Source organism: Mesorhizobium sp. B2-3-6 (assembly GCF_006442305.1).
GTDB lineage: Bacteria > Pseudomonadota > Alphaproteobacteria > Rhizobiales > Rhizobiaceae > Mesorhizobium.
In genome coordinates, this window is the sequence record NZ_VFVW01000011.1 from 108369 (window position 1) to 126162 (window position 17794).

16 protein-coding genes are annotated in these 17794 nt (G+C 58.6%); 10 read left to right on the top strand and 6 right to left on the bottom strand.

From position 1 onward, the window contains the following. Window position 1: 1 nt before the first annotated feature. From FJ953_RS27225 to FJ953_RS27245, 5 genes are all read left to right on the top strand, one after another. Entirely contained in the window at window positions 2-763 is a 762-nt protein-coding gene (locus FJ953_RS27225; protein ID WP_140525309.1) for a glucosamine-6-phosphate deaminase, read from the top strand. 34 nt (window positions 764-797) lie between these two features. Further along, on the top strand, window positions 798-1985 hold the full coding sequence (locus FJ953_RS27230) for an extracellular solute-binding protein (RefSeq protein ID WP_140498462.1): 1188 nt from the start codon (window positions 798-800) through the stop codon (window positions 1983-1985). A 454-nt stretch (window positions 1986-2439) separates the two neighbouring features. Beyond that, a complete protein-coding gene (locus FJ953_RS27235) occupies window positions 2440-3525 on the top strand; it encodes a type III polyketide synthase (RefSeq protein WP_140625467.1) in 1086 nt (361 codons plus the stop codon). Continuing rightward, window positions 3526-4248 (top strand): class I SAM-dependent methyltransferase, encoded by a 723-nt coding sequence (locus FJ953_RS27240; protein WP_140625468.1) that lies wholly within the window; start codon window positions 3526-3528, stop codon window positions 4246-4248. Then, window positions 4245-5429, top strand: a complete 1185-nt coding sequence (locus FJ953_RS27245) for an NAD(P)/FAD-dependent oxidoreductase (RefSeq protein WP_140625469.1) — start codon at window positions 4245-4247, stop codon at window positions 5427-5429. The genes FJ953_RS27240 and FJ953_RS27245 overlap by 4 nt, the downstream gene beginning before the upstream one ends. 133 nt (window positions 5430-5562) lie before the next feature. Here FJ953_RS27245 and FJ953_RS27250 read toward each other — a convergent pair whose 3' ends face one another. The 4 genes from FJ953_RS27250 to FJ953_RS27265 all read right to left on the bottom strand — a co-directional run bounded on the left by FJ953_RS27250 (window position 5563) and on the right by FJ953_RS27265 (window position 9720). Beyond that, window positions 5563-5868, bottom strand: coding sequence for a hypothetical protein (locus FJ953_RS27250; RefSeq protein WP_140498458.1), 306 nt, complete (start codon window positions 5866-5868; stop codon window positions 5563-5565). A 178-nt stretch (window positions 5869-6046) separates the two neighbouring features. After that, window positions 6047-6547: a metallophosphoesterase family protein gene (locus FJ953_RS27255; RefSeq protein WP_140567322.1), complete on the bottom strand. Its 501-nt coding sequence runs from the start codon at window positions 6545-6547 to the stop codon at window positions 6047-6049. 79 nt (window positions 6548-6626) lie between these two features. Next, window positions 6627-6956: a DUF768 domain-containing protein gene (locus FJ953_RS27260; RefSeq protein ID WP_140625470.1), complete on the bottom strand. Its 330-nt coding sequence runs from the start codon at window positions 6954-6956 to the stop codon at window positions 6627-6629. Between the two features lie 757 nt (window positions 6957-7713). Further along, window positions 7714-9720 carry a DUF4838 domain-containing protein gene (locus FJ953_RS27265; protein ID WP_140625471.1) on the bottom strand — a complete coding sequence of 669 codons (2007 nt, stop codon included), beginning with the start codon at window positions 9718-9720 and terminating at the stop codon, window positions 7714-7716. A 663-nt stretch (window positions 9721-10383) separates the two neighbouring features. Between FJ953_RS27265 and FJ953_RS27270 the strand changes: the two genes are divergently transcribed. The 5 genes from FJ953_RS27270 to FJ953_RS27290 all read left to right on the top strand — a co-directional run bounded on the left by FJ953_RS27270 (window position 10384) and on the right by FJ953_RS27290 (window position 15450). Beyond that, on the top strand, window positions 10384-10578 hold the full coding sequence (locus FJ953_RS27270; protein ID WP_140498455.1) for a hypothetical protein: 195 nt from the start codon (window positions 10384-10386) through the stop codon (window positions 10576-10578). Window positions 10579-11063: 485 nt separating this feature from the next. Next, a complete protein-coding gene (locus FJ953_RS27275) occupies window positions 11064-11543 on the top strand; it encodes a MucR family transcriptional regulator (protein WP_318012505.1) in 480 nt (159 codons plus the stop codon). Between the two features lie 144 nt (window positions 11544-11687). Further along, window positions 11688-13337, top strand: a complete 1650-nt coding sequence (locus FJ953_RS27280) for a GMC family oxidoreductase (RefSeq protein WP_140625472.1) — start codon at window positions 11688-11690, stop codon at window positions 13335-13337. A gap of 440 nt (window positions 13338-13777) precedes the next feature. Beyond that, the gene (locus tag FJ953_RS27285) at window positions 13778-14557 is read left to right on the top strand and encodes a response regulator transcription factor (protein ID WP_140498453.1); all 780 of its coding nucleotides are present in this window, start codon (window positions 13778-13780) and stop codon (window positions 14555-14557) included. A 131-nt stretch (window positions 14558-14688) separates the two neighbouring features. Beyond that, entirely contained in the window at window positions 14689-15450 is a 762-nt protein-coding gene (locus FJ953_RS27290; RefSeq protein WP_140498452.1) for a Crp/Fnr family transcriptional regulator, read from the top strand. 128 nt (window positions 15451-15578) lie between these two features. Here the strand turns inward: FJ953_RS27290 and FJ953_RS27295 are convergent, their stop codons facing one another. Together FJ953_RS27295 and FJ953_RS27300 are read right to left on the bottom strand one after the other, a co-directional pair. Continuing rightward, window positions 15579-16310, bottom strand: a complete 732-nt coding sequence (locus FJ953_RS27295; protein WP_140498451.1) for a cysteine hydrolase — start codon at window positions 16308-16310, stop codon at window positions 15579-15581. A gap of 97 nt (window positions 16311-16407) precedes the next feature. Then, the gene (locus FJ953_RS27300; RefSeq protein ID WP_140498450.1) at window positions 16408-17592 is read right to left on the bottom strand and encodes an acyltransferase; all 1185 of its coding nucleotides are present in this window, start codon (window positions 17590-17592) and stop codon (window positions 16408-16410) included. Window positions 17593-17794: the final 202 nt, after the last annotated feature.

The following is a 17794-nucleotide window of genomic DNA, read 5'->3' on the forward strand; positions in this document are numbered from 1 at the left end:
CATGCGAATTTACGTGAAACCGGACAAAAAGCTGCTGGGCGCCGCTGCCGCTGAACTGGGGGCGCAGTCGATCCGCGCCGCGATCGAGGCGCGCGGGGCGGCCAATATCGTCGTCGCCACCGGAGCCAGCCAGTTCGAGGTACTTGCCGCGCTGGTGAAGCGGGATGACATCGACTGGTCGCGCGTCACCGGCTTTCACCTCGATGAATATGTCGCCATGCCGGATACGCATCCGGCCAGTTTTCGGCGCTATCTCAAGGAGCGCTTCACCGCGTTGCTGCCGTCGCTCGGGGCCTTTCATTTCATCGACGGGGACGTGCCGGATCCAGGTGCCGAGGTGGCGCGCATCAATGCGTTGATTGAGCGTCACCCCATCGATGTGACATTCGCGGGCATTGGCGAGAACGGCCACCTCGCCTTCAACGATCCGCCCGCGGACTTCGAGACGACCGCACCGTTCCACCTGGTAACGCTGGACGACCGCTGCCGCCGCCAGCAGTTCGGCGAAGGCTGGTTTCCGACGCTGGAAGACGTTCCGCACAGGGCGATCTCCATGACCGTCAACCAGATCATGAAAAGCGGTCTGATCGTGCTGGCGGTGCCGGACCGCCGCAAGGCCGAGGCGGTGCGCGATACGGTCGAAGCGCCGATCTCGCCGATGGTGCCGGCCGGTATCTTGCGCAGGCATGCCGACTGCCACCTGTTTCTCGATCCGCAATCGGCTGCTCTGCTTCGCGAAGTGCCGGACACCGTGGGCGAATAACCGTCCACGCAACCTAGAAAGGGAGGAGACACCAATGACAACCCGACGCAATGCCCTTCTAACGATCCTGGGTGCTGGCGTTGCCGCGGCGGCAAGGCCGGTTTTCGTGCTTGCCAAGGAGTTCCCGAAGCCGAAGGAACCGCTGGTCATCAATGTGGTCGACGTTGCCGGCGACCTGCAACTCAGCCAGCGGGCGCTTGAAAAGTTCGCCGAGACCCATCCGGAACTGATTTCGAAGTTCGTTTACACGCAGGCGCCCGCGCCCGAACTTGCCGCCAAGCTCAAGGCCCAGCAGGCGGCAGGCCGGTTGGACATCGATTTCGTGCTCACCGGTAACGACGCCCTTGCCGCGGGCATCGACCAGGGATTGTGGACCCAGATCCTGCCCGACTACGCCGATATGTTCCCCAAGCTCGACGAGCGCTACCTACCGGGCGCCTATGCCATGCAGCAGATGGCGAAGGGCCAAGCCTTCGTCGATAGCTGGTATCCGTCAGGCCCGCTCCTGGAATATGCGCCGGATCGGGTCAAGGACCTTCCTGGGACCGCTGAAGAGTTGCTTGCCTGGTGCAAGGCGCATCCGGGAAAGTTCATGTATGCGCGCCCGGCGAATTCCGGCCCCGGCCGAACCTTCGTCATGGGCCTTCCCTACCTGCTCGGCGACAAGGATCCGCTGGATCCTATCGACGGCTGGGAGAAGACCTGGGCCTATCTCAAGGAACTGAACGACTGCATCGACTATTATCCCTCCGGCACGACCGTCACCATGAAGGAACTGGGTGACGGCACGCGCGATATCATCGCCACGACCACCGGATGGGACATCAATCCGCGCTATCTCGGCATCGTTCCCGAAGACTACAAGATTGCGACCCTGAAGGGCTTCCACTGGGTCAGCGACGCCAACTATGTGGCTATCCCAAAGGGCGTTTCCGACGAAAAGCTCGGCGTTCTCCTGCAACTGATCGCCTTCATCCTTGAGCCCGAGCAGCAGGCATTCATGTACGATCACGGCTACATGTACCCCGGCCCGTCGATCAGGGACGTGCCGATAGAGATGGCGCCGCAGGACAGCCAGGACACGATCATGCGTTTCGGCCGGCCCGAATATGCCGCGATGATCGCCGACAACCCGATCGAACCGCCGCTCGACGCCAAACCGCTGGTTGCCATGTTCGAGAAGTGGGACAAGGAGATCGGCGGGGCCAAAAACGCCAAATAGGGTATCTCCGCGCACGGCCATTCGACAGCGGTTTGTCCCCGCTGCCATGATAGCTAAGCCGCTTGACAATACCCCTGGTGGTCCGGGGAACCCGCCGGTCCGACCGAGATCGCGGTCGACTGGCCAAGGCCTTGGCCGGTCAAGGAATGGATGACTCGTCTGGCTATATGGCGGCCGCGATGCCATCCATCCTGACGCGAATGCGGCATCCGTTGCGGTACGGTGCCACATTCGACGCTCGCCCGCCTGCGCCGCCGACAGCGAGGAGGCCTCCAATTGCGCTTGGTGCCGCCATTGGCCGGCACCTTGGAAATCGTCGAGGACGAGGGAAGCTTTCATCTGTCCCGAACGTTTATGAGGGTGTTTACCACCTCTCAGGGGCTGGTCCCGACCCGGTCGGGTTCGTAGTCACCGCCCGCGGTACACCAGCCTAAAGCTGTAGGCCGAGGAAAAAATGCCCGCTCAAGCTTTCATCAACCGGATTGCGGCAGCCGTTCCGGAGAATGGCGTTCACCGCTTCTTTCTTCAATTTGCCGGTTCCCAGCTGACGGCAGATCCCCGTCGCCGGGCGATCTTTGATCGCATGGCGGACAGATGCGGAATAGAGCATCGTTATTCGTGCTTTGCGCCCGCCGATGATCCTGAAGGCCCAAGTGTCGATTTGGAGGGTGTTTTCAAACGCGGCGCGTTTCCAGGCACGGCAAAGCGCATGGAGATGTTCGCGGCCACAGCGCCCGCTCTGGCTGAACAGGCCGTGGAGAAGCTCCTTCATGGTCAGGACAGGAGCCGTATCACACATTTGATCGTCACCACCTGCACGGGGTTTTCCGCCCCCGGCCTGGATCTGGAAATAATTGCCCGGTGCAACCTGCCGACCTCCATCGAGCGCACAATCCTCGGCTTCATGGGTTGCTATGCAGCGATCAACGCACTCAAGCAGGCACGACACATCATCCGGTCGGAACCCGAGGCCCGGGTTCTGGTGGTCAGCATCGAACTCTGTACGCTTCACCTCAAGGAGACCTCCGACCTTGAAAAGCTGCTCTCGTTCTGCCTGTGGGGCGATGGCTGCTCGGCTGCGTCGATAAGCGCCAGTCCTTTTGGCATAGGACTGGATAGTTTTCACGCGCTCGTCGATGGCGGCAGCCGCGACCTCATGACCTGGAACATACACGACGACGGTTTCGACATGGTGTTGTCGGGAGAGGTTCCCGCCGCAATCCACCATGCACTCGGCACAGACATAGGCAGCATTCTGGGAAACAGGAGCGTTTCAGACGTCGACCTTTGGGCCGTCCACCCGGGCGGCCGCTCCGTTCTCGACGCAGTGGAGCGCGCGCTGAATCTCCGTTCCGATGCGTTGTCGACCTCCCGCGAGGTCCTTCGTGAAAACGGAAACATGTCCTCTGCTACCGTCATGTTCGTACTCGAGCGAATGCTGCGCGAGGCCACAAAGGAAGACCGTGTGGGTTGTGCCATGGCATTCGGACCTGGCCTGACGACCGAGACGATGATGTTCCACACAGCCGGCGATACCTGAATGGTCAATGATCTCGACCATCGTCGGATCGAGCGGGAACTGCTCGACAATTTGCCTCCCGACGATCCAAGGGCCGTCGGTTCGCGGCGTGATCTCGCCTGGATAAACGCACTGATGTTTCAGAGCGCGATCATGGCCAGCCTGTTGAAGGCAAGCGTGCGCAAAAGCCCGACCAGATTTTTGGAAATTGGTTCCGGCGATGGAGCATTCATGCTTTCCGTCGCAAAGCGCCTCGCCCGGCGCTGGACAGATGTCGACCTGGTCATGCTTGACCAGTTCAACCTCATTTCAGACAGGCGGTTCGCTGATTTCTACGCACTTGGTTGGCGGGTCGAAACCATCATCGATGATGTCTTCGAATGGATCCAAAGCCCCCGAGCCGGCGCCTTCGATGTGGTATCGGCCAACTTGTTTCTGCACCATTTTCCGGACGCAGCCCTGAAACGCCTGTTTTTGGCGCTTCGCCCTCTGGCGCCAGTGTTTCTCGCCACCGAGCCGAGCCGAAACGCCATTGCCTTAAGAGCCTGCTCGCTTCTGCATATCATTGGCGCGAACGAGGTGACTTTGCACGATGCGCCGGCAAGCGTCCGCGCCGGTTTTGCGGGTCATGAGCTTTCCAGCCTATGGCCCCCGGATTTCAGGCGCCAGTGTGCAGAACGCAGAATTGGACCGTTTACCCATGCCTTCCTTGCCGTCGACCGCGCTTCGGAAGGTTTGCCATGATGTACGACGCCATCGTCATAGGCGCCGGGCCAAGTGGTTCTTCGGTGGCCCTGGCTTTGAGCGGCCAGGGGCGCGCTGTTGCCATCGTCGAGCGAAGTGAATTCCCGCGCCGCAAAGTTTGCGGGGAATTCATGTCCGCGGTCAATCTGGATCTGTTGGATAGATTGGGCGGAGGCGCCGCGGTTCGCGCCAAAGCCGGTCCGGAGGTCAAGCGGGTTGCACTTTTTGCATCGGGTCCCGGCACGGATGCGGGCATGCCGCGGGCCGCGGGAGATGCATTTGGACGCGCGCTCGGGCGCGACGTTCTGGATGGCATGCTTTTGGATGCGGCTCGCGATGCCGGGGCCGACGTGTTCCAGCCTTGGCGGGCGGCGGAGATCAGCACCGATGGTGACAACGCTACGGTTCGGATCGAAAGCAAGCACGATCAGGGAGTTCTCGTTGCGCCGGTCGTGATTGCCGCGCATGGCTCATGGGAACAAGGAAAGCTTTCGACGAACCTGCCGAAAACCAACGCGCCGCACGATCTTTTCGGATTCAAGGCTCATTTCACCGGCGCTGAGCTCGACCGCGACCTCATGCCCCTGCTGGCATTTCCGGGCGGCTATGGCGGCATGGTCTGGGCCGACCGGAACAGGATGTCGCTGTCGTGCTGCATACGCCGCGACGCCTTGATCAGGCTACGCAAAAAAGGCAACGCCTCGTCGGCAGCCCAAGCTGTTCATGCGCATATCCTTGCTTCGTGTCCCCGTGTCGCCTCCACGATCGTGAATGCCACGCTCGATGGCGAATGGCTCGCCGCAGGTCCCATACGGCCTGGCATACGCCCATGTTTTGCCAACGACATATTTCGGGTGGGCAACCTCGCCGGTGAGTCCCATCCCATCATCGCTGAAGGCATCTCGATGGCCTTGCAGTCAGGCTGGTTGTTGGCCAATGAACTGGCTAGGTTCGCCCGTTGGGACCGAGCGGCGAGGATTGCTGTTGGCCGCCGCTATTCGAAGGTCTGGAACAGCCAATTTGCAACCCGCATTCGCGTGGCTGCCTTGTTGGCACGCCTTGCCTCCCATCCCATGTCCGCTGCCGCGATGAACACGTTCGTGAGCGGCTTCCCGAACAGCCTGACGCTGGGAGCCAGATTGACCGGCAAAACGAAACCGCTGCCGATCGGGTGCGACTGAGAGGCTCAAGACTTTGTGCTCCAAGACGCTATAGCGGTCATGCACTCCGTCTTTCGATAGCCCCAGCCTTGCGATTCGACATGATGTCTCAGGCCCGTCATCGCCAGGCCTGAGCTGAATTCTGCTGGCGGAACTATTTGTTACAATTTTGGGACGGCGAGGTGGCAGTGCCGCTGGCGGTATTGGTGTCGACGTCATTGCCCGCAGTGTCCTTGCAACGGTCATTCATGCCGTTTGGTGTTGTCGTGGTCGAGTTCGTCGCATTCGGATCAGTTGTGACGGTCCCCGTGGTGCTGCCGGAGCCGTTGACGCTCGTGCCGCTGTTGTTCATGCCGCCGCCTGCGGTACCGCCCGCATTGCCCGAGCCGCTCGTTTGGGCCAGGGCGGATGTGGCAAGCGCTAAGGACAGGGCGGATGCGACCAAGATCGTTTTCATCATAAGTGCCTCCATTGGTTAAATCGCTTGTTGCGATCACTTTCCCAACGGAGCGCCGTCCTTGTTGTTCCTGTAACGGAAAATCGTGATCGATCTTCATTCTTGTCCGGCTTTGATGCTGAGCGAAGCACATCCAGAACTGTATAAAGGACGACTGCCGGTCAGTGGCGACGGGCCACGCTCAGCCTGATCGACGGTTGTGCTTGCTGAGCAGGATCGGCAGGGAAACCGGCCGGAAATTCCACATGTCAACGCCGACATCACGCTGGCGAGTAAGCGGCTTCAGCTTGCCATGCGAATGGCCGTGCAAATTCACCGATCCCTTGCCCATCTGATTCCAGGTCCGGAAGGGATAATGGCACAGGATGAGGAGGGTGCCGTCCACCACCAGTTCCGCATAGTGCTGGATGCTGGCCCAGCCGGATGCGAGCGTTGCATCGCTTCCGTCATTGTTGCCGATGATCAGGTGCTTGCGCCCATTGAGCTGCGACAGCACGTTTTCGATGCCGGCCTTCGGGCGGGCAAAATCACCCAGATGCCAGATCTCGTCGTCCGAGCCAACGGTCTCGTTCCAGAGGCTCATCAGCGCCGCGTCATGCGTTGCCAGCGAGCTGAACGGCCGCCGGTCAATTCGCAGAATCCGTGGATCGTTGAAATGAGTATCGCTCGTGAAGAAGATCATCCTGTGCGCGACTTCCCTCGCTGATCGACCCAGCCCGATACGCCGGACTAACGATCCGGTATTCGGCTGTACGCGCTCGTCAGCTTCCTTCCTTACGGCCGTCACCTGCGGCAGACGCTGAGTGCTCAGGCTCCGCAGCCTCAAGACCTTCGATGATCGGCGTGAGCGAGCCATCTTCCTCCGGAACTGGTTGCCGGCCGTTGGTTGCGTTCGTCTTGTCGAGGGCCTGCTGGATGGCGTCCTCTATGTTGCCGATATCTTCTTCGCGAACCTCGCGCCCATATCCTGCGGCGTCCGCATCCTGCTCGAATTGCTGGGCCAACACCGCGACGCTGACTTGCGTGTCGGCGGCCACGTTTCCGACATTCTCCTGCAGCCAGGTTCGAAAGAACTCGATCGTCGCGCTCATATTGCCTCCTGAACCGGACAACTGCTGCTGAGAGCGGTTGTTCCATGTTCCTGGCCACACTTTGCGGACTCTTGTGACGTTGACCTTGGGTGCCGGGGATCCGATGAACGCGCCGGTTGAGCATGGCCATTGCCGCTGCCATCGGTGCCGCGGCCCTTGCCGTCGGCAACACACGGTATCCGAACGGAGTAGCCCCAAACTGTCAGCTTACAATTTGCAGTCATAGGTTACAGACTTCCCGTGTTCTATAAAGGGAGGTGGGAAGTACCTGGGCCTAACAATACTCTAGGGCGCGGTTGAAGGTTCGCCTTCGAATCGCGAAATGCCCAGGTGGTTCACAGCTCCCAAAACAATGGGAGGTGTCAGCCAAACAGGATGAAAATCGGGTTTCGGACCCTAGTCCCCTCGGTCCGATCCACCGGTTCAAGGGCAACGTAACACAGCTCAAAGCCGACAGGAAAAATGCAGTCCGGCAAGTCTCGGCCGCACATCGGGAAACCAGAGCCAGGCACCGACTTCCGCGCAGCACGACGTGTCCTCTCCGGCGATTGAGGAAAAATTGCGAGGTGATTGTCGTGTCTGTCGCCTGTCTTGACGCAGTCCCCCCGTTCATGGACAGAAGCGCTCCCGCAACTGCACCGAGCACAGTCGGCAGTGCCTGGCACAACGCCGACCACCTCTCCCTAGCTGGCCAGGGCGCGATATCGCGCGGCTTGGCCAGCTAGCTTCCCGCAAATCTTCTTTCAAAATAGATGGATCATTCCGGATCAAGGTCCGGAGATTGAATCGCAAAGCCCGGCAGGATCCAACTCTGGCTCTCCACCCACGCGCAGTGATTCATGTTGGATATCCACATATGCTCATATGATCGCCGAAATTGCAGCAACGCTTCCAGTTCCGGCTTTCCGCGCTCATAGGCGGATTGCGGATCGCCGAGCGTGAGCTTGCTGGCCGCTCGCGAGCACAGCTTCGCATGCTGCAATCCCAGCTCAAGAAACTTCACCCGCATCGAGGCTTCCGGATCTTGGATTGCGGAGGCTGCCGCCCTGTCAAGCAAGGCTTCCGCCGGCGCGAAACTCTCCTCTGGATAGACAGCGTGCGCCGCCTTCGCCCAGCTTCGCCAACGAGATGCTCCAAGAGCCTCGAACCCCTCCCGCAGCTGGGCGCGAGCGTTCGAAGTATACGCCTGCCAATAATCAAAATAGCTTTTGACGTCGTCGGCCGCAGGTCCGAAGGCTGAATAATATTCCGACAACAATGACTCCACGGCAGTCTCAGGATGTGTCTGCAGGCGCATCAACAAATAGAGATTTGGACCTTGCGTCGCCCAATGGCCTGTCAGCGAGTCAAAATCGGTTCCGACCATCCCGTTTCGCGCCGCGTTCTGAAACTCGTCGGCGAACTGGCCGGCGAATATGTGCGGCATGCAGTAGCCATCCAGGAAATAGTTGGTGCGCATGAACACCTGGGCAGTCGTTGCCGCCCATCCGCGCCACTGGTCTTTTATCCAGTCCTGCTCTTCGCCGCTGCGTGGATAGTACCAGGCCGATGGGCAAAACCCGATCAGGATATTCGGGTTCAACTTGATTCCCGATGTCGGTGCCGCGAAGTAATTCATATAGGCGTATCCCACCACGACCGCGTTAGGGTCGTCTTTCGCGGCTATCCGCTGAATGGCTTGCCAGGAACGCGCATAGCGGTCCGATACGAAAGGCTTGCTGGCGATCTTCGACTTCGACGGAATGAACTTTCGATAGTCAGGCGGCTCTGGGCCATCCAGCGCTTTGCATATTTCGCACTCGCACTGCCCCGGGATGTCGTTCTCGACCGCATTGACGAAAGTTGGCTGTCCCGCAGAGGCGCTCCGATGCTCACGCCATTGCGAGACGATCTCTTCTCGCAAGCCCGGATTGGAAATGCACATCGAGAAGCGAGCGCCCAGCCTCACCGGGCCCCGTTTGCCTCTGACCAATTGAAACCATTCGGGATGCTCGGTGCCATACCGCTGCCACCAGTCGACGAAAGCGTGACCGTAGTTCGTGGGTACTCTGCGGCCCATTCGGTGGCGACGCAGGAACGTGGCCTGGGCTTTCATATATTCTTTCGCCGCTGCTGCGGTGAAACCCATTTCGGGATGTTCTTCGCTCGTGAAGCCAGCTCCAGCGCGCACGCGACGCTGCATGAACCGGGGCGTAACGACGTAATCAAGCGCGGGGATCACCAAGGACTGTGCCTTTGGGACAAACGTTCCCAGCTCACCTGGCCATAGCCATCGGACACCGAAATAGCGATCAAGGAGCTCGTACACGCCGAAGAGGGTGCCCGCGGACGTGTTTTGGTCGAGCGCACTGCCGGGATGATCGAGGCCGGCGATGCACAGATGGTTGCCGACGGTTCGGATGATACAGGTTTCACGCGCCAATGCGCCGAATGTGATTCCGGCTGCCCGGGCGAACCGGGTGTCGCCCAGAAAAATGTGGGCGGCGTTACGCAGGCCAGCCGGCGAGACATGGTTTTCAGTTGTGATGGCAGGTTGGATGCCGGTCGCTTTTTTTATGTGCCAGCCGAGTTCCGTGGCGGCGTAGTGAACAGAGCCACTCGGCTGATCCGAAGTAACGAGCGTTGCCGCAGGTCTGCCGCGGGCGATAAGCGTTACGCCAGCTGAAGATTGAGTGGCCGCTTTGCCAGGGTTGGTAAAGCCAAGCCAGTGTAACAGGCCCAGAACCGTTCCCTGTGCAAACGTCCTTCGCGATAACGGCCCCATGCCAAAGACCTCACCTATGCGCGCGCATTCAAGAATGTAGACCCATTTTACGAGGACGGGCGTTCACAACAATTTGTATCACGTTTTCCCTTACCCGCATGCCGATCCATTGATGGCCAGTCTGCAGTTCGGGGCCAAGACGAAGATCAGCGTGTGAGGGTTCTCTTTATATAATAGGTACATACACGCAGAGTCCCATCTCATTTAAAGGGTGAAAAGAATTAATCGAGATATACGCAATTTTTTTCGGGAAAAACTATCCATCTCCACGGGATAAGCAATGCCCTCTTTTGGAGGTTTATCATGATCAAACACATTCTTTTGACAATCTCGCTGAGTGCTTCAGTGGCTTCTTTCATCTCGCCGTTTTGCCGATTCCGGACAAAGGTCGGGCCGTCCGAGGCCGGCCCGATCGGGTGGCACCTGCGGATCTGGTGAAAAACCGCTGGCAGTCTGGTGGGTGCGGAGAGGACGGCAAAGGCGGCCAAATAGCTCCAGCCTGGGGATATCGCCCAATTCAATACTCCGCTGGCGAAGCCAGCGGAGGCAGTTTTCACCGCTGTGCGACCCATTTGCGCAAACCAATGGTGAAGTCCTCACGATCTGGGAACTCTCATCCGCCATGTTCGTTACTGCTCCACATTATGGAGAGATGGGGGTCGGATGGATTTTTCGAGACGCAGGGACTGGGAAGCTCTAGCCAGCGCCCTCGACATCAACATCTATCAGCGTTCAAAGACAGTGTGGATTGCGGCTGGAAAGTACCGCGGCAAAGACATTGAAGTGAAAGGCCGCTCGCCAAGCATCGCACTCGCATTGTGGAAGGAAGCTGCGGGCTATACCGGCTCGGAGTGGTAGAAAGAGCGGTTCGTCAAGCCGCGCCGCTCAGGTCCAAGCGCCCATGCACAGTACAAGGCGCAAGCATTGTTCAAGGCTTACGGGCCTGGACATGTCTTGCGCCGGCCGCGTGGACAATCGTGACTTCAAGCGCGCCATGAAGCTCCAGACACGACAGCCTTGAACAAGTCGAGCCGTCGCGAATAAGTCGAGCCGTCGCAGCGAGGCGGCGCTGGATATCGATTTGACGGTCGATACCGGTACGCGACATGTGCGCGCCGGCATCGGATCAGTGAGGTCTTGCCGGCTTAGCTGTGCCGCCGGTGTTGCCGGTTTCGCCGCTGCCATCACGGGATCGGGATTGGCAAGCGGTACCACTTTTGGATGGATCGACTGCCGCCAAGGGACAATTGACACAAACGGCACCTGGGGATGGCATTGGGCCATGCAAGGAGCGGGGCATCAGGAGCATTCTCCTGTGACGGTGGGCAATCCTTCAATGAGCGATGCAGAACGTGCTCCGCGCCTCGGCCACGGAAGATAGCCTTCTTCAGGCAATGAGCGGACTCATGGACTCTGACCCCGCCGACCACATTGAGCTAACCGCTGATATTGTTTCGGCCTATGTCAGGAAAAACCGGACGTCGCCTTCCGATCTGGTTGACCTGATCCAGAATGTCGGCCGTGCTTTGCAAAAGCTTGCCGTGGGCGATCACCAGCCCGAACCGAAACCTGTTCCAGCCGTGCCGATCCGCAAGTCGGTGACCCCTGACTTCATCGTTAACCTGGAGGACGGGCGCCGCATGAAATCCTTGAAGCGGTATCTGACATCCATCGGCATGACGCCAGCGCAATATCGCCAGAAATGGGGCTTGCCGCCGGATTATCCGATTGTGGCGCCAAATTTAACTGCGTTGCGCTCGGAGGCGGCCAAGAGGATCAGGCTTGGACAACGGAATGCCAGTGGCCGAACTTCCAGAGGCTAACCGAATGGAGCACAGGGCGAGGCTCCGGCAGTCCTCGCGCCGTTGCTCGTATCGTGACATTTGTTTTCTTCGGATCACAAGTTTGACGTGCCCGCCCGATGCCAGCGGGACCAACAGCCAAATGGGGCTGGGGGCAAGGCGCAAATGGCCACGCTCTCACAGGCGTGCAATTGCTGGTCCCGATCGACACCATGCCCGATCGACGCCATGATTGAAGATTGCAACGCCTTTCCGCAAGGCATGCGCCTGGAGGCGGATGTGTGCATCGTGGGAGCGGGTGCCGCCGGCCTGGCGATAGCATCACAACTAGAAGGCACGCGGCATCGCATATGCGTCATCGAAAGCGGTGGCATGACGTACGAGCACTGGCGCCAACGGCTGTCGCGCGGGCTGTCCGTGGGTCAACCTTACGAAGCTCTTGATCTTTGCCGCCTTCGTCAGTTCGGCGGGAGCACAGGCAAGGCTGGTTGGGGCGGATGGTGCAAGATGTTGGACCATGGCGATTTCGAGCATCGGCCCTGGATACCCCTGAGTGGTTGGCCCGTCGCCCATAAATCATTACTACCCCATTATGAGACCGCAGCCCGCCTGCTCGGAATCGACGACCTGCTGACCGATTGGCCGACTTCCGCGGTCATGCCTGAAAACGGGCCGCTCTTTTCGGAACGCTGCTTTCTCAGTCCCACTCCGGATCTCGGAGCAACGCTTCGCAAGAAGCTTCAGGACGCAAAAAACGTCCAGGTCGTGCTGCATGCCACGGCGCTGCGGCTCGACACCGACGACTGCGGAAGGCGGGTTCGCTCCATCGAGGTAGCGAGTACGCCGAACAAACGATTCCAGATTGCTGCGCGATTTTTCGTGCTGGCCTGCGGCGGTATCGAAAACGCGCGCCTGCTCCTTGTCTCAAACCGACAGGCGCCGAATGGCATAGGAAACCAGTATGACCTGGTTGGCCGCTATTTCATGGAGCATCCCCGGGTAAAATGGGGAAGCCTGCAAGTCAGCCAGCCCGACAACATGATAGACCTCCACGTGCCCTGGACCCGCACGACCGGATTGTCGCCTGAAAACCGCGGCACCAATGATGCATTCGGACTGGCGCTGCGGCCCGAAATACGTGCAAGCGAGCGCCTCCTCGATTCCCGCACATGGATCAAGCCTGGGCCTTGCGTCAATCATATGGATGGTTCCGAAGCTTTGCAGTATCTTGCCTTCTGGCTGCGGAGAGGCCGGCTGCATCGCGACCTTATCAAATGCGGCCGAACTATCCTGATGCATCCGGCGGGAGCAATATCGGCAGGTTTCGAACGGATCTGGCACTCACGTCGGCGTGCAAGGCATTTTCATTTTGACACGATACTGGAACAAGAACCGGATCCGGCAAGCCGCGTCACGCTCGATACAAGGCTCGACGAGTTCAGTCTGCCCCGTGTGAAGCTGCAATGGAACGTGGGGCCTCTCGTCCGACGGACGCTTGAACGTGTCCAGGCGATCATCACTGAAGAGATGAAGCGGCTGGGGCATAGAAGCGCCATTCATCCAGGCCAGGACAAAAACCCGGCGGGGGAGCGAGACATTCCATATCACTGGGTTCGACACCACATGGGCACGACGAGGATGAGCGACGACCCGCGAACCGGCGTGGTCGATAGTTCGTGCCAGGTGCACGGCCTCGCAAATCTGTTCGTCGCCGGCAGCTCGGTCTTCCCGACCGGAGGCAACGACATGCCCACTCTCACCATTGTCGCGCTCGCTATCAGACTGGGCCAGCACTTGCGGCAAAGCCTCGAATAAGCTCGCCTCCACCTTCGCCAAAGCGGTCAATCGACGAGGAAAGGGAGCAGGCTGCGACCTCTCATGCCGCAGGTCCGCCATATGGAATATGCCGGCTCCTGAATGTAATTTTACGCTTTGCCGAGAAAGTGTGCGCGTTTTGAGCGAAGGTCTGACCAACGGCTCACATAGCCACCCCTGTTCAGCTCTTTGTCGTAACGATTCTGGATGACCGCTACTTCCGTAGCTACCCCCTATTGGTAAGCGCATGGACTTCGAAGCCAACTATAATACTGCAATCACGACTTTTTCACTTTGATTGCTTGAGGAAACCGAAATTTTGGCCGCGCTGTGCGTTTTGTCACACCACCACCTCCGGTCCACAAGCTATTACTAAAGTGTTAAGGTATGGGTTTAAAAGCGAAATCTCCGTTGGGGCGAGATTTGCGCGGGGGTGAGTCATGACAAGTTTTTTGCCTGCGAATGATCGGACGGACAAAACTGATCTTGATCAATATCCATCTATTCTCGACGTCAATCGTCTCTCACCGTCCTCGGGAGAGGGAATCGAGATTGCAATCATCGATGGCCGGCCTTTGATGTGTGACTGCTTCAGCAGAAGCCTCGAAATCATCGAGCCATCATTTCATATCCAGCATTACGCGTCGGTCGAAGCGTTCGACATGGCGGATCCCGAAGAAACGCAGAGAGTTTCGACGGTCCTGATGTGTGTGATGTGGTCGAACTCCCAGGCGGACTATCATCTTTCCCAGATAGGCCATCTGAAAGCGACCAGGCCCGAGGTAGGGGTGGTCATCCTATCGGATATCGAGAACTTTGAGGACATTCTCAAAGTGGTCGAAAACGGCGCGCGTGGCTATATTCCCACCAGCGTCAGGTTGCAGGTGGCCGCCAAGGCCATCCAGCTTGTCGCGGCGGGCGGAACTTTCGTCCCGCCCAGTGTTCTCTTTCATTCAGGACGCGCCGTCACCGACGGTCAGTCCGCGACCAAGCAGCAGCCGCACGGAGACAACACTTTTACCTCGCGTCAGATGTCTGTCATCGAGGCATTGCGTCGAGGAAAGGCGAACAAGGTCATCGCGTACGAGCTCAACATGTGTGAAAGTACGGTCAAGGTACACATTCGGAATGTCATGAAAAAACTTCGTGCGAGAAACCGTACCGAAGTTGCCTACATACTCAACACAACGCCGTATGAAGGGATTGCCATACGGAATTGAAATATGGGTGCCGCCTCACTCAACGAGTAATGGTTCTTGACGGACCGTTTTAGTAGATGTGATTTGCTTGAGTTTGGGGAGCAGCCGCAACGGAAGCGGCTGCGAACCTTTGCAAGGGGGCGCTACCCAGCATGAAACAACCGCCCGTTCGATATCCAGGCCCGCAGACTGACGGGGAGATCACCTCCGTAGCTGATGCCAACCATATGCACGGGCCGGATTTGAAAAATATCGAGCATTTCAGCAATGTTAAGTCGTCCACGCTGATCGAGATAGACCGCCGCTGTCGTTGGTTGCATCTCAACGAAGGGGACGTCCTGGTCCCGGCCGGCGAAAGTGTCGACCGGCTTTTTTTTCTGCTCGAGGGCGAGCTTCGAGCGCTCGTTTATACCCGCAATGGCAAGATTGTGTCGCTCCCCCCTGCGCATCGTGGCTCGCTTGTTAACGGAATTGCCTTGAGCGGCGACATCCAGATGCCATATTCGGTCGAAGCGGCGGGACCATGCACTATCGCTTCGATCGGCAGTCGTGCCTTTCTGGACATAGTCAAGCAGGATCCTGAAGCCCTGCATGCGGTTGTACAATTGTTGGTGGAACGTCAGCAGGTGCTTGTCGAGCACATCGTTGAGCTTTCGACGCTCAACGTTCGGTCCCGGGTGCATAAGGAGTTGCTGCGCTTATGCGCTGAAGACATCGGAGCCGACGGTTCGGCGAGGATTTCTCCTATCCCGACCCATACGGATCTGGCCCACCGCATTGGCACCCACCGCGAGGCGGTGGCACGCGAGTTGAGCTACCTGCAAAACATCGGACTCGTGCTGCGCCACGCCAAAGAGCTTTACGTGCCTGATGTATCCCGTATCGCCGATCTTGTGGCAAAGTCGGACGACTAAATCGTAGGCGATGCGTCGGGGCACCTTTCGAGAGTGGTCGGGACGTCGGTTGTGTTTGGGCTTGATCTACGCTGGCCCTGAGCGGCAGCCGCGGTGCTCCAAGGTGACTGATAGGCAGCTTCGCCTGCTCATTCGGCTAGTTCAAGACGACCGTGAACTCGCTCTGCGACCGACTTCAGGAATTGGTCGGACGTCGATGTCCATCCAAAGAGTATCTGAACGAGCGTGATCGAGGCATCATGATTGCTCCTTGGGGCGTCCCAAGCGATGGGCTCGCTGGTGCAATCCGTCAGCAGTATGCAGCGATAGTCCCTGAAGAAGGCATCCCGAATTGTCGATTCCACACACACGCTGGTCGTGCATCCTGTCACGATGAGGTGTTTGACGCCTGCGGATTTCAGAACAGAATCGAGTTCGGTTTCGTAGAAACCGCTGAATCGCGTTTTATAGAGGACGACATCCCCAGCCTGTGGCTTGAGGCCGTTGACGACCTCTGTTCCCCAGGTGTCGCGGATCAGAATCCGGCTCTCGCTGCCATCCGGGGCTGTCATGTTCGCGCCCACCCCGAAGATCTGGAGATGTCGAATACGGTTGGGGGCGTCCGACGTTCCAAGGTCCGAGAGGTCGCGATGATATCCCATCTTCAGGTAGACGATGGGCATGCTCAATTCGCGAGCGGCAGCTATTACGCTGGCAGTAGGGCCTACAGCCCGTTGAATCCCGGAGATATCGATTCCGGCTCTGTCGAACATTCCACCGTTGGAGCCGAAGTCATTCTGCATGTCCACGACGAGTACGGCGGCGTCAGCGGGATCAATTGAAATAGGTTGAGGCTTGGCGTCGATGACAAATGGATGCATTTCGTCCTCATCCCTGCTTGCAGCCTAACAACAGTGGTTACGACCAGTCTGCTATCTATCCGCCTCAAAAGCCGCAGGCCGCCGCGCAACGGCGATCCTACCCCCTTAGCCATGCCGCACGTTTGGCATTTGACGCCAGCCAAAGCCGCATCGCGCTTGGCTGCGAGGCCGAGCGATAGATCTTCTGATGATAGACAAACTCATAGGGCCACAGCTCAAGCGTTCGGTTCGCGAAATGCGTCAGCACCCAGGTGATCGCCGCCGCCGCCAAAATGAAGGCGCTCATCGATAGGACAACATTGCCGGAAAAAAGATGGGCGCGGGAAAACAGCGAGCGTGTCAGAAGATACGTGTAGGGATGCACCAGATACAGGCTGTAGCTCACCGTTCCGAAGTATCGAAGCAGCCGATTGCCAAGGAGTAGTGCCGTCAAGCTGTTCCGCGACACTGCAAGGCAGAAGTAGAGCCCCGTCGCGACCATGAGCAAGGGAAGCTCGGCATTTTGGAAATCGGACCAGTGATAGTCGTAATGGCCGCGGCTGGCCAGAAAGACGCAAGCTGCCAGCGCCCCGCTCTCGGCAAGCCGATGGCGGCCCCGGTTTACCCATTCAAATCGGTCGTAGGCAAGGCGGATCAGCCCGCCGGCAAGAAAATACAAGGCGATCGGGTACCGGGCGATAAAGAGCGCCGCGAGAAGACCGAGCGCAATTGTGCCGAGTCTGGTTGGGCGACGAACCGTCAGGAAAACGAACGCTGCCGTAAACACATAGAACCAGACCTCGAAGGTCAGGCTCCACGCGTTCGGCGTCAATTGCTCGGTATGGGTTGCAAGGTTCAGGAATGTCAGTCCTGCCAGAACCGCTGTGAGATTGTTGGTTTCGGGATAAAAGTTGGTGGTTGCGTTCAGCAAGATGAAAAGCAGGCTTAGCGCGAAAAACAGAGGGTAGAGGCGCAGGAACCGTCGGGCAGCAAACTGAGCGGGACTATAGCGTATCGCACTGGGCAGGATGACGAAGCCACTGATTACGAAGAAAAGGCAGACTCCGAAGGTGCCGAAATTCCAGAAGGGCGTAATGCGGTCGACATAGGCCGAATTGGAGGCGTAGACGTGCTCCGCCGTGCCGCCCAGGAGGTGAGCGAAGAAGACCATAAGAGAAGCAATGCCGCGCAACCCATGCGCGGCTACATTGAACGAATTGTCGCCAGCCGGCTTCGCTGACGCTTCGACGGGAAAATGCTGCGGACCCGATGAGTTCTGAGGATGGAGATGTGCAACGGTCATCTGAGCCTTCAAGTTGGATCCCGCAGACCATTTCACCGTACACCATCCCAGGTCTCGCAATGCTCGGGAATTCGAAGGACACCCCCGCCCAAAAGTAGTGGGCTGCCGCAGAAAAACTCCACCGGATGACTAACAGCCGCATTGCGGGACTGACTTAACCCAGGCCCGATGCTGATTGCGGGCGATCGCTGGACCGCAACCG

Coding starts and splice junctions, on each gene's coding strand:
- FJ953_RS27225 (WP_140525309.1), top strand. CDS start 2: ATGCGAATTTACGTGAAACCGGACAAAAAGCTGCTGGGCGCCGCTGCC.
- FJ953_RS27230 (WP_140498462.1), top strand. CDS start 798: ATGACAACCCGACGCAATGCCCTTCTAACGATCCTGGGTGCTGGCGTT.
- FJ953_RS27235 (WP_140625467.1), top strand. CDS start 2,440: ATGCCCGCTCAAGCTTTCATCAACCGGATTGCGGCAGCCGTTCCGGAG.
- FJ953_RS27240 (WP_140625468.1), top strand. CDS start 3,526: ATGGTCAATGATCTCGACCATCGTCGGATCGAGCGGGAACTGCTCGAC.
- FJ953_RS27245 (WP_140625469.1), top strand. CDS start 4,245: ATGATGTACGACGCCATCGTCATAGGCGCCGGGCCAAGTGGTTCTTCG.
- FJ953_RS27250 (WP_140498458.1), bottom strand. CDS start 5,868: ATGATGAAAACGATCTTGGTCGCATCCGCCCTGTCCTTAGCGCTTGCC.
- FJ953_RS27255 (WP_140567322.1), bottom strand. CDS start 6,547: ATGATCTTCTTCACGAGCGATACTCATTTCAACGATCCACGGATTCTG.
- FJ953_RS27260 (WP_140625470.1), bottom strand. CDS start 6,956: ATGAGCGCGACGATCGAGTTCTTTCGAACCTGGCTGCAGGAGAATGTC.
- FJ953_RS27265 (WP_140625471.1), bottom strand. CDS start 9,720: ATGGGGCCGTTATCGCGAAGGACGTTTGCACAGGGAACGGTTCTGGGC.
- FJ953_RS27270 (WP_140498455.1), top strand. CDS start 10,384: ATGGATTTTTCGAGACGCAGGGACTGGGAAGCTCTAGCCAGCGCCCTC.
- FJ953_RS27275 (WP_318012505.1), top strand. CDS start 11,064: ATGCAGAACGTGCTCCGCGCCTCGGCCACGGAAGATAGCCTTCTTCAG.
- FJ953_RS27280 (WP_140625472.1), top strand. CDS start 11,688: ATGGCCACGCTCTCACAGGCGTGCAATTGCTGGTCCCGATCGACACCA.
- FJ953_RS27285 (WP_140498453.1), top strand. CDS start 13,778: ATGACAAGTTTTTTGCCTGCGAATGATCGGACGGACAAAACTGATCTT.
- FJ953_RS27290 (WP_140498452.1), top strand. CDS start 14,689: ATGAAACAACCGCCCGTTCGATATCCAGGCCCGCAGACTGACGGGGAG.
- FJ953_RS27295 (WP_140498451.1), bottom strand. CDS start 16,310: ATGCATCCATTTGTCATCGACGCCAAGCCTCAACCTATTTCAATTGAT.
- FJ953_RS27300 (WP_140498450.1), bottom strand. CDS start 17,592: ATGACCGTTGCACATCTCCATCCTCAGAACTCATCGGGTCCGCAGCAT.